Origin of the sequence: Algoriphagus sp. 4150, from assembly GCF_031457395.1 — a bacterium.
Classification (GTDB): Bacteria; Bacteroidota; Bacteroidia; order Cytophagales; family Cyclobacteriaceae; genus Algoriphagus.
Genome location: NZ_JAVDWS010000044.1, coordinates 1 through 10928, shown reverse-complemented (window position 1 = coordinate 10928; position 10928 = coordinate 1). Strand labels below are relative to the sequence as shown.

Below are 10928 nucleotides of genomic sequence, written 5' to 3'. Positions count from 1 at the left end.
GCATGAATATGAAAATTTAACTTCTTAGCGTTTTCTTACCCTTACCTAAAAATATAAAAATGAAGTGACAGAAAAATTATAAACATATGAAAAAGTATATAACCTTATTCGTGATAAGTACCCTTTTGATTTCTACTCCAGGTTTGGCTCAGGGGGAATCTTTTTTGGGAGGATTGCAAGCGATGGATTCTAATCAGCTGTTTCTACTGATTATTATAGCTGTCATCATCGGAGTGATTGTTTTGCTCCTACTCCTGATGATTTATCTGATGTCGTTTATTTCAGCCGTTTTACGCAAGGAAATCCCTGAGTTGGCGAATGAGCCGAGTTGGTGGGATTCATTTAAAGAGCGATTTGTGACGGGAGATGTAAAAGAAGAGCAGGCAAAAGACAAGCTTATGGATGACCATTCATATGATGGTATTCAGGAATTGGACAACTTTATGCCTCCTTGGCTTCAATATGTTTTTATGGGGACTATCGTAATAGCCGTTGTCTATTTTGGTTATTATACGGTATTGGGCTATGGAAAGACGGGTGTGGAAGAGTATGAAGAGGAAGTTCGCATAGCAGCTGTAATGGCGGAAGCCCGCGGAGCCAGTGCATTGGCTTCTATTGACGAGACCAATGTACAAATGGATAATTCTGATTTAGGTATCAGTGCAGGTAAGACTATATTCGGAGCGAACTGTGCGGCTTGTCATGCAGCTGATGGTGGTGGGGGAATTGGGCCAAACTTGACCGACGAGTATTGGATACATGGAGGTGACCTTAAAGGTGTCTTCAAGGTGATCAAATATGGAGTAATAGAGAAGGGAATGGTGCCTTGGGAAGATCAACTTAGTCCGGTGGAAATACAACAGGTGGCTAGCTACATTCTTACCCTTCAAGGAACTAGTCCTGCTGCACCAAAAGCACCACAAGGAGAATTGTACACCGGAGATGATGAGGCTGTACCTACCGATGAGTCAGTTCCGGTGGACACCACTTCTGTTGCCGCAGATACGACTGCTATTGCAGAATAAATTCACACTGTCGGGGATTAGTCAATTCCCGACAGAAAATAGCCTACTGTTATGGCAAAGAAGAACCCACATTTAAATCCTGAAACGTTCAGGGACGCACTGGCTACTGTCCAAGATGATGGGAAGCGAAACTGGGTTTATCCGAAGAAAGTCAAAGGATATTTCTACAAATACAGAACGTACTTTTCATGGATACTATTAGCCATCTTATTTGCAGGGCCTTTTATCAGAGTAGATGGACGCCCTTGGCTTTTATTTAATATTTTTGAAAGGAAATTTATCATTTTTGGAGCTGTATTCTGGCCTCAGGATACCTACCTGCTCATATTCCTGCTTCTGATTTTTGTCGTTTTTGTTATTCTCTTTACGGTGGCTTTTGGAAGGGTTTGGTGTGGCTGGGCATGTCCGCAGACGCTGTTTATGGAAATGGTCTTTCGCAAGATTGAATACTTGATAGAAGGGGATGCCAACCAACAAAGAGCATTGAATGCGCAGCCATGGGATCAAAAGAAGATCTTCAAGAAAACATTGAAGATTACGGTTTTTGCTATCATATCTCTTTTGATCGGTCATCTGGTTATGGCTTACCTGATCGGAATAGATCAGGTAATAGCCATAATATCTTCCCCTCCCAGTGAGAATATGGCCGGATTTATAGGGCTTTTGGCATTTTCCGGCATTTTCATGTTTGTGTTTACTTGGTTTCGTGAGCAGGCATGTCTGGTGGTGTGCCCCTACGGGAGACTTCAGGGTGTGATGCTGGACAATAATTCCATCAACGTAATGTATGATTATGTCCGTGGAGAACCCAGGGCGCCAATTCGCAAAAATGTTGAAGAGAATGCAGGCAAAGGAGATTGCGTAGATTGTAGTCTCTGTGTGCAGGTTTGTCCGACTGGGATAGATATCCGTAATGGTATTCAGATGGAGTGCGTGAACTGTACCGCATGTATTGATGCCTGTGACGAAGTTATGCTTAAGGTAGACCGTCCTACAGGCCTGATCCGATATGCTTCGGAAAACAGTATTAAAGAGGGCTTTCAAAAGCTACTTACAGGTAGAGTCAAGTCCTATATTGTGGTCTTGGTTCTTCTGATAGGAGTTTTTGTATCCCTGATCGCGACAAGGGATGATATTTCTGCGACGATCACCCGATTTCCTGGGATGACCTATCAAGAGCGTGAAGACGGAATGGTCACAAATCTCTATCAAATAACATTGATCAATAAAACCTTTGAGCCGCAGGAGGTAGAGCTGAAGTCCCTGACCGAAGGTATGACAGTGGAGATAGTGGGAGCGCAGCACCTGATACTGGATGCCCAGTCAAAATTTGAGGGTAGGTTCTTTTTGGTGAGAAACCGGAATGAAGTTAAGGTAAACCAGGAAAAAGTGAAATTGGCTCTTCTCCATAAGGGAGAGGAACTTGACCAAATAGAGACAAATTTCTCAGCACCTGTAAAGTAAGTTTGGGATTTAACTAAAGAAATTATGAATTGGGGAACAGGAATAGTACTTACTATTATAGGGTTTGTGGCACTGATCATGACAATGGTAATAATATCGGTACGTATGGATGGGATAGAGCTAGTGACCGAAAATTACTACGAAGAGGAGATAAAATACCAAGACAGAATTGATGAATCCACTTCCGCAATGGCACTGGACAGAGAGGTAATCTCTTATAATTCTCAGACCAAAGTTATCGTATTAGACCTTCCGAACGGAGCTAAAGGCTTTTTACGACTTTTCCGACCTTCTGACTCCTCATTGGATCAGAAAATCGACGTTGAAGTAACGCACTTCGGGAAAACAGAAGTTTCTTTGAAGGAGCTAAAAGAAGGCTACTGGAAGGTACAGCTCAATTGGTCAGAGAATGGAGTAGATCATTATCAGGAGAAAATAATCACAATTTAAATGCTGTGGACTGCCTTCTTGTTGGGGTTTTTTGGATCATTTCACTGCGTGGGAATGTGTGGCCCGATCGCATTGGCAGTCGGAGGGAAGAATAGGCGAACTTACTTCATCCATAAAATCCTTTATAACCTCGGAAGAACTTTCACCTATGCGGTACTGGGCTTGATCGTCGGTAGCATTGGCTTTTCATTATCACTTGCGGGGGTTCAACAAGTCTTCTCTATCGCCATGGGTGTGGTTATTTTGATTTTTGCACTTTCCTATAAGCGAGCGGATCAGTTTTTAGCAGTCCCTGCACTATCGGGGATAGTGATTTGGGTCAAAAGGCAGTTAAACCGATTTCTGAGCGCAGGGGGATACGCTGCCTTCTTCGCTACAGGTCTTGCAAATGGCTTGCTGCCCTGCGGCATGGTGTACATGGCCTTAGTCGCTGCTTTGGCTTTTCAAAGTCCGATTTTGGGAGCCACCTATATGTTTTTCTTCGGAATAGGGACGATTCCTTTACTCCTGATTTTGATGTATTCAGGAAATATCTTTTCCGCCCAAGTGAGACAAAATTTTCAAAAAGCCATACCGTACTTGGGCGTAATGATTGGGATTTTGTTCATCTTTCGCGGGTTAGGTTTGGGTGTTTTTTACAGTCCAGACCTACAGGTTTTTGATTATGGTGCTCAGCAGGTAGAAATCACCATGTGTCGCTAAATTGTTTTACTGAAAAGCTTTTTTTTCGACTGATCCGAAGCAAGTCTCAGATCGATTTGTGCACAAATATTCCGAATGAAACCCATTCCTTCTTCGCTCACGGTGACAATAGGAGAGTTTATACTTATCAGCTGATCGCGTTCCATTTCCATTAGGTTCTCCAGCTGATTTTCGGTCAACTCATCCCAAATCTCCTGTGGGATTTCCGCTTGTTTTTTACAAATCAGGTCAAGAATACTATTCCTTACCTGAACGTCCATTTGTGAGAGTATATGGCCTTTCTGTAAGGTCCAGTTACCGATCAATGTTTCGGACTGGTAGTTGTCTATTCCTTTTTCGTTTTGGGCGTAGGCGAAATAGATATCACTTATGCTGCTTGCACCCAATCCGATTAGCAGTTTAGAGGGCGAGGTGGTGTAGCCCATGAAATTTCTATGAAGATTTCCTGCGGACTTTGCAGTAACTAGTGGATCGTCTGGCAAGGCAAAATGATCCATTCCAACCTCTTCGTAGCCCATTTCTATTAGTAAGACTTTTCCTAGTTTATATAATTCCCTCTTCTCTATTTCAGAAGGTAGAAACTTTTCAAAGCTTTTTTGGGCAGGGAAGGCACTTGGCAGATGTGCATAGGAATAAAAAGCAATCCGATCAGGTTTTAGCGTTTGAACCTTTGCGAAGGTGTCAGCCATGCTCTCCCTGGTCTGATGTGGCAAACCATAAATCAGGTCAAAATTGATTGAGGTGTATCCGAGAATTCTGGCAGAGTCGGTTACGTACTTAACTTTCTCAAAAGGCTGACTCCGATGAATAGTAGTTTGTACCTGCTCATTAAAATCCTGAATTCCGAAACTGACACGCTCGAAGCCCAAGTTCTTAAGTGTCATCAGATGAGCGAAACTTGTGTTGTTCGGATGCCCCTCAAAGCTGAATTCTGCATGAGGCATCTGCTTGGATTCCATGAGTATGCTTGTGATCAAATCGTGGAGATTGCCGGGATCAAAGAAAGTCGGTGTGCCTCCACCTAAATGAATTCCTGCGATTTTCGGCTTTTCACCAAATAGGAGAGTGTATTTTTTCCACTCAGCCAATAGGGCTTGAATATAAGGGGCTTTGACAGCCTCGTTTTTGGTAATCCGCTTATTGCAACCGCAGTAAGTACATAGACTTTCGCAGAATGGGAGATGGATATAAATCGAGATTCCTTCATCTTTTCCAAATTGAAGGAAGGCCTTTTTTACCAATTCTTCCCAGTCAACAGGCTTGAGTGTGTTTTCCCAGAGAGGAAGGGTAGGATACGAAGTATATCTGGGAGCGGGACGGTTGTACTTTTGTACAAGATCGGCGGATAATGTCATGAGTTACTGTTTCTTTGCGAAATACGGTAACTCATGAATGAATCTCATTGATTTTTGGTAGCTGAAAAACTGATTATGATCAGGTATTTCTCCAAATAATAAAGGCCTAATCCAATAGAAAGTTATTCAGAAAAGAACTTTTAAGTCCTAACCATACGAAGAAGAGCATAAGACCCCAAAACATATAAATTCTATAATAATCTGCGGTCTCTTTGTAGCGGTTTTCTATTATTTCGGTTTTCTCGAGTGTATCAATTCTATCGAAGATTGATGTTAATGTTCCACCATCAGCAGCCCTGAAAAACTCCCCATTTCCGATTTTTGCTATTTCACGCAAGGTTGTTTCGTCCAAATAGCTTTCTATCATCTGAGGTCTTCCAAAGAAATCCGTTCCATAAGGAACCAAGCCGTCTTTACCCACTGCAATCGTATAAATCTTAATATCCAAAGCTGAGGCCAAATTGGCGGCAAAAAGCGGATCAACATTCCCTGCATTGCTATCACCGTCGCTCAGCAAAATCATCACTTTAGAAGCGGACTCAGAATCCTTCATTCGATTTGTGCCTGCCGCCAGAGCAGAGCCAATCGCTGTTCCTTTCGCTTCCATCATATTGAATGAAATCTCTTTTATAAGATCTGTCAGTAGCTTGTAATCGTTGGTCAGGGGCGCCAATGAATATGCTTCTCCTGCAAAGACTACCATTCCGATGCGATCACCCACACGCCCGTTGATAAAATCAATAGCAGTAGTTTTTGCGGCTTCCAGACGATTTGGAGTAAAGTCCTGTAAATCCATAGATTCGGAAATGTCCAACACAAGCATAATGTCAATGCCCTCCGTATATTGCTCCACACGCTCATTGGTTCGCTGAGGCCGGGCTAGCGCAATGACGAGCATGATCGTAAAGAGATAGAAAAATCCGCCTGGAATAAGACGTAAATATGTCCAGGGATTGTTGCTCGCTACACGATTGGGAAGGGAAAGTTCGAGAACTGGGTTTTTCAGAAACTTCACAAAGGTTCTGAAAAGCATGATCAGGGGTATAAGCCAAATCAGATTTAGCAAAATTGGATTTTCCCATTCGTAGCCTTTAAAGGTCTCAGGCAAAAACCAGGACCAGCTAAAGAATTCAGACAACTGCTCTCTCATGCGTGATTTTGGTTTGTTTTTCCCCGTATTTTTCTCTTGCCACTTCTAAAAGGAAGGCAGTGGCCTCCTCACTCTTAGAGGATTTTCCTGCATAGATAATTAAATCGATGGCCCGAAGAGCCTTGAATATCTCCGGATTGTCCATCCGTTCTCCTATTTCACTGGAAGTCCATTCTTTCACAGGTAGTTTGGTGATACTCTCCATATAGCCTTTCCACAGTCCTATCACCTCATCTGCAGACTCTATAGACGGGTTTTCGGTAAGAAGGGTAGTTTGGGTTTTCCATTTTTTCTCAAACTGGGCCCATCGCTTTTTCTCACGTCTTTCTTTCCAGTATTTTTTTATTCTGTCCGCGAAAAGGAAGTAGAATACACCTAATGAAAGTAGAATTCCACCTAAAATAATTCCTATAATTATCCAGTTAAAAGACTTCTCAAGTGGTTGGTATACATTGTTTTCCTGAAATACCAATACTTCGGGAATACTGTCTAGAGTAAGCTTCAACTTCAGCTCCGCTTCAAGCGGATAATGGACGACACTGTCATATCTGGCCAATTCATATACGGGCAAAGTCAAATAAGAACTGGGATCCAGAGAGAAGTTGGACAGGTAGTAGATCGTACTGTCTTGAGTGACTTTGTCTTGAGTATGGGAAATGAATGTTTTCTTTTCCAGTAAGACCAACGGTGAAAAATCAAAGGTGGAGTCCGGGAAAATAATCTGAGTCGATTGAGGGTAGGTTGCTTTTAGCACATAACCTACCCGCTCTCCCAGCTTGGCAGAGTCCTGCATGAAATAGCCGTCAACAGTGATTTGCTGTGCATTGCCCAGAAGCGGAATCAGAAGAAATAAAATGGTTTTGAGCGTTTTAGCCACGTTTCATACGTTTGTTTCGGTACTTAAATAGCTCGAGAAGTGGACCTACGATATCTTGTGTCGTATCGATAGACAAATAGTTTATTTGATTCTTTTTGCACAGATCTCTTAGGTGTTCCCGCTCCGATGTAAAGGTATCTGCTATTTTTTTTGAAAATCCCCCAAAGGCAGTATTTACCCAAGTTGTTTTTCCCTTTTCTTTGTCGAAAACAGGAATAATGCCTAACGAAGGCAAAGCTGACTCACGCGGATCGGTGAGCTGTATAGCTACTACGTCATGACGCTCTGCAAGTGCCCGGAATGGACGTTCATATCCTTCGTCAATGAAATCAGAAATGATCACGATCACAGCTCTTTTCTTGATCAGATTCAATGCAAACATAAACATGGAATTCAGGTCAGTTTTCAGAGAATTATTCTCATGATCAAAGATTCCACGGATCATTTTTACCCCTTGCTTGCTGCCTTTGGATGGAAGTATAAGTTTCTCCTTTTGATCGGAATAACTGATCAGGCCTACTTGGCTACCCTCGAACACTGCTGCAAGGGTCAGCACGCCTGCAATGGTTTTGCCTTGATCTATTTTTTTACTTCCGGGCTGACCTATGTCCTGGCTTCCGCTTATGTCTAGTAGGAAGAAAACTGACTGTTCTTTTTCTTCACGAAACGTTTTGACAAAAGTTCCGTGTCCTTTAGCAGATACTTTCCACTCGATTGTACGAATATCATCTCCATATTGGTAAGGACGGAGATCGTCAAACTCCAATCCTGACCCTTTGAAAAGCGACTGATACTCTCCTTGCAGGTGATTATTAGCCACCTTTCGGATCATGATTTCGTATTTTCTGAGCTTGCTGAATAATTCGTTCATGAATGGTGGTTTGAACGGCCTAAGTTATGCTTCTAAGCTGAATTATAAAATTGCAGTTACATGAAGAGTGGGGAGTTTTTCAGTTAAAAAAACCTAATTTTGAGTTGTGAAAAGATTTCTGATACTAAGTTTTTGCATTCTTTCTCTGGTGAGTTGTAACTCTGGTATAAAACCGGACGGTTTGTTGTCTCAGGACAAGATGGTGGAAGTATTGATAGATATCCATCTTACTGAGGGGATTACGAGCGCGATGCCGGTAGCCTATGATTCGTCAAAGGTCCTCTATAATTTACTCGAAAAAGATGTTTTCCTCAAGCATGAGGTGATCGATTCAGTATTCACTCAAAGCATGTTGTATTACCTCCGCGAACCTGCTCAGATGGAGCGGATTTATTCCCGTGTGGTAGATTCTCTTGTCGTAAGGGATTCTTCTGATGGGATTATTGACCATTTCTAATGCTATATCCACGCAATCTCGAACAAAAAGTAAATTTCATTAAGATCAAAGAACTGCTAAAAGTAGAGTGTACTTCTCCGCTTGGTATGCAGTATGTGGATCGGTTGGCTTTTTCTTCGGACTATAACTTGGTCAACAAATTACTTGACCAGACAGAGGAGTTTCGCCAAATTCTGATTTCAGGCGAGCTATTTCCTTCTTCCAATTTTACTGATCTCAATCCCTATCTGGAAAAAGCCAAATTAGAAAACGCTTTTCTTGATGTGGAGGATTTCTATGAGATCAAACTTTCTCTGGATACGCTCCGTGGTTGTATCTCATTTTTTCAGAAAAGAGAGGAAATATATCCTGTCTTGAGCCAATTACTCGGATTACTCTTGGATCTGGACATGAGCTTGCTCAAAGCCATCGAGCTGGTCATCGATGAAAAGGGCAAGATGCGAAGCAACGCAAGTCGGGAGCTACAGCTTATTCGCACACAAATACTCTATGAAGAAAGCCGCTTGCGTAAAGTAATGGAGCGTGTTTTCAAAGAAGCAAGAGCTAAAGGTCTCACTCCCGAGGACTCTGCCATCACTGTCCGGTCAGGCAGACTGGTAATACCTGTAGCGGCTGAGAACAAGCGAAAGCTTCGCGGTTTTATACACGATGAATCTGCCACGGGGCAGACAGTATACATGGAGCCGGAGGAGGCGCTGGATATCAACAATGAAATCCGGGATCTTGAATACATGGAGCGTCGGGAGATCATAAAAATTCTGACTCAATTAACCGATAAAATCAGACCTACTGTACCAGCGTTGAGAAAAGCGACTAATTTTCTTGGCTTGATGGATTTTATCCGTGCCAAAGCAAAATTTGCGCAGAAGACAGATAGCTGTAGGCCTGAGATCACCAAAGAGCGGCAATTGACCTGGACAAAGGCGAGGCATCCAATTTTGGAAATTGCACTAAAGACGCAAGGAAAAAGCATCGTACCGCTGGATGTCAAACTCAGTGGCCATGAGCGATTGCTGGTAATCTCAGGGCCAAATGCGGGAGGAAAGTCAGTCACCCTGAAAACTGTGGCTTTACTGCAATATATGCTTCAATGCGGGGTTTTGATCCCTGTACATCCTGATTCCAAAAGCTCTCTTTTTGATAATTTCTTTATCGATATAGGAGATGAACAAAATCTGGAAAATGACCTTAGTACTTATAGCTCACACTTGATGAGCATGAAGCATTTTTCTCTTTTTTCAAATAGAAAAACCATACTGTTCATTGATGAATTCGGGACAGGTACGGAGCCACAATTTGGTGGTGCCATTGCTGAATCTATCCTGTTGGCACTGAATAAACTTGGGGCTTATGGCGTGATCACAACCCACTATGGGAATCTCAAACAGATCGCCAACAAAAATCAAGGAATGGTAAATGGTGCGATGCGCTATGATGTAGACAAACTGGAGCCGCTATACCAACTTGAGATTGGCAAGCCGGGATCTTCTTTTGCCTTAGAGATAGCTTCGAAAATCGGAATCCCAAAGGAGATACTGAAGTATGCCAAGGAGCAAATAGGAGAGGAACGGGTTCGCTATGACAGATTGCTTACTCAGGTAGAAAACGAGAAAAATCAATATGCAACGTTACTCGCTGATGTCAAAGCTAAGGAGCGGTTGCTGAAAACCCGTCTTCAGGAATACAATGAACTGAAGGAAACATTGGAAACGACCAAGAAGCGTTATATCCAAGAAGCAAAGCAGGAAGCTAAACAACTACTTGATCAGGCAAACAAGAAGATTGAGTCCACCATTCGTGAGATCAAAGAAGGCAAGGCAGAAAAAGAAGCTACCAAACAAGTCCGTAAGGAGTTGGAGGAATTCAAGGAAAAAGTAAAGCCGGAAAAGAATATTGTCACGAGTCCTGATATCAAGGTTTTGGGAGGTAAAATTGATGTGGGTGACTGGGTGAGAGTGAAAGACAATGGAGCAATTGCAGAGGTACTTCAGGTAAAAAATAATGAGGTGGAGATTTCTATCGGCGAGCTTAAGTCAAAAATGAAGCTGTCAAGACTGGAGAAAATATCCCAAGGCGAAGTCAAAAAAGAGAAAAAAGCAGCAGTATCGCGAAGTGGATACAATACCAATGAAAAGATGATGGATTATTCTCCCAATCTTGACTTGAGGGGAATGAGAGGTGAAGAGATTCTCTCTCTGATTCAAACTTTCGTGGATGAGGGATTTATGTTGGGACTGAAGGATCTGCGGATTGTCCATGGAAAAGGAAATGGAATTTTGAGGGATTTGACACGTAACTTTCTTAAAGATATGAATCAAGTCCACCATATGGAGGATGAGCATGCAGATCGTGGAGGAGCAGGTGTGACGCTGGTGACATTGAAGTAAGTGAAAAAGAGATTATGATTATCCGCAATGATGCCAGTATCAATATTTTCTTTGGTTTGCTTGCTGGAAGACCGAAGACGGGTGACCGAAGTGGTCTTGACCTTACCTGATTTTGGTTGTCACATTCTTGTCTTCCGGACAGTTAAGTTAAGTGATTGTTTTACTATTCTCTTTCTTGGTTGTTCAGGGT

The 10928-nt window shown here is 42.4% G+C and carries 10 protein-coding genes; 6 read left to right on the top strand and 4 right to left on the bottom strand.

The window, feature by feature from the left end; all coding sequences use genetic code 11:
* Positions 1-86 precede the first annotated feature (86 nt).
* Genes J2X69_RS24265 through J2X69_RS24250 form a run of 4 tightly spaced genes read left to right on the top strand, consistent with a single transcriptional unit; the run spans position 87 to position 3641 of the window.
* The gene (locus J2X69_RS24265; protein ID WP_310109325.1) at positions 87-1025 is read left to right on the top strand and encodes a cbb3-type cytochrome c oxidase N-terminal domain-containing protein; all 939 of its coding nucleotides are present in this window, start codon (positions 87-89) and stop codon (positions 1023-1025) included.
* Between the two features lie 51 nt (positions 1026-1076).
* Entirely contained in the window at positions 1077-2489 is a 1413-nt protein-coding gene (ccoG, locus tag J2X69_RS24260; RefSeq protein ID WP_310109322.1) for a cytochrome c oxidase accessory protein CcoG, read from the top strand.
* A 24-nt stretch (positions 2490-2513) separates the two neighbouring features.
* Complete coding sequence (locus J2X69_RS24255; protein ID WP_310109319.1) at positions 2514-2939, top strand: FixH family protein; 426 nt, start codon at positions 2514-2516, stop codon at positions 2937-2939.
* Entirely contained in the window at positions 2940-3641 is a 702-nt protein-coding gene (locus tag J2X69_RS24250; RefSeq protein ID WP_310109317.1) for a sulfite exporter TauE/SafE family protein, read from the top strand. It abuts the gene before it with no gap.
* Here the strand turns inward: J2X69_RS24250 and hemN are convergent.
* The 4 genes from hemN to J2X69_RS24230 all read right to left on the bottom strand — a co-directional run bounded on the left by hemN (position 3638) and on the right by J2X69_RS24230 (position 7894).
* Entirely contained in the window at positions 3638-4996 is a 1359-nt protein-coding gene (hemN, locus tag J2X69_RS24245) for an oxygen-independent coproporphyrinogen III oxidase (protein WP_310109314.1), read from the bottom strand. The genes J2X69_RS24250 and hemN overlap by 4 nt on opposite strands.
* Positions 4997-5102: 106 nt before the next feature.
* Positions 5103-6146: a VWA domain-containing protein gene (locus J2X69_RS24240; RefSeq protein ID WP_310109312.1), complete on the bottom strand. Its 1044-nt coding sequence runs from the start codon at positions 6144-6146 to the stop codon at positions 5103-5105.
* Complete coding sequence (locus J2X69_RS24235) at positions 6127-7023, bottom strand: hypothetical protein (protein ID WP_310109309.1); 897 nt, start codon at positions 7021-7023, stop codon at positions 6127-6129. Before J2X69_RS24235 ends, J2X69_RS24240 begins: the two co-directional genes overlap by 20 nt.
* A complete protein-coding gene (locus J2X69_RS24230; protein ID WP_310109307.1) occupies positions 7016-7894 on the bottom strand; it encodes a DUF58 domain-containing protein in 879 nt (292 codons plus the stop codon). Before J2X69_RS24230 ends, J2X69_RS24235 begins: the two co-directional genes overlap by 8 nt.
* A gap of 106 nt (positions 7895-8000) precedes the next feature.
* On the opposite strand from J2X69_RS24230, the gene J2X69_RS24225 reads away from it, so the two are divergent.
* Positions 8001-8351 carry a DUF4296 domain-containing protein gene (locus J2X69_RS24225; RefSeq protein WP_310109305.1) on the top strand — a complete coding sequence of 117 codons (351 nt, stop codon included), beginning with the start codon at positions 8001-8003 and terminating at the stop codon, positions 8349-8351.
* Complete coding sequence (locus J2X69_RS24220; protein ID WP_310109303.1) at positions 8351-10738, top strand: endonuclease MutS2; 2388 nt, start codon at positions 8351-8353, stop codon at positions 10736-10738. The genes J2X69_RS24225 and J2X69_RS24220 overlap by 1 nt, the downstream gene beginning before the upstream one ends.
* The last annotated feature ends 190 nt before the right edge of the window (positions 10739-10928 follow it).

Coding starts and splice junctions, on each gene's coding strand:
- J2X69_RS24255 (WP_310109319.1), top strand. CDS start 2,514: ATGAATTGGGGAACAGGAATAGTACTTACTATTATAGGGTTTGTGGCA.
- ccoG (WP_310109322.1), top strand. CDS start 1,077: ATGGCAAAGAAGAACCCACATTTAAATCCTGAAACGTTCAGGGACGCA.
- J2X69_RS24240 (WP_310109312.1), bottom strand. CDS start 6,146: ATGAGAGAGCAGTTGTCTGAATTCTTTAGCTGGTCCTGGTTTTTGCCT.
- J2X69_RS24250 (WP_310109317.1), top strand. CDS start 2,940: ATGCTGTGGACTGCCTTCTTGTTGGGGTTTTTTGGATCATTTCACTGC.
- J2X69_RS24265 (WP_310109325.1), top strand. CDS start 87: ATGAAAAAGTATATAACCTTATTCGTGATAAGTACCCTTTTGATTTCT.
- J2X69_RS24220 (WP_310109303.1), top strand. CDS start 8,351: ATGCTATATCCACGCAATCTCGAACAAAAAGTAAATTTCATTAAGATC.
- hemN (WP_310109314.1), bottom strand. CDS start 4,996: ATGACATTATCCGCCGATCTTGTACAAAAGTACAACCGTCCCGCTCCC.
- J2X69_RS24230 (WP_310109307.1), bottom strand. CDS start 7,894: ATGAACGAATTATTCAGCAAGCTCAGAAAATACGAAATCATGATCCGA.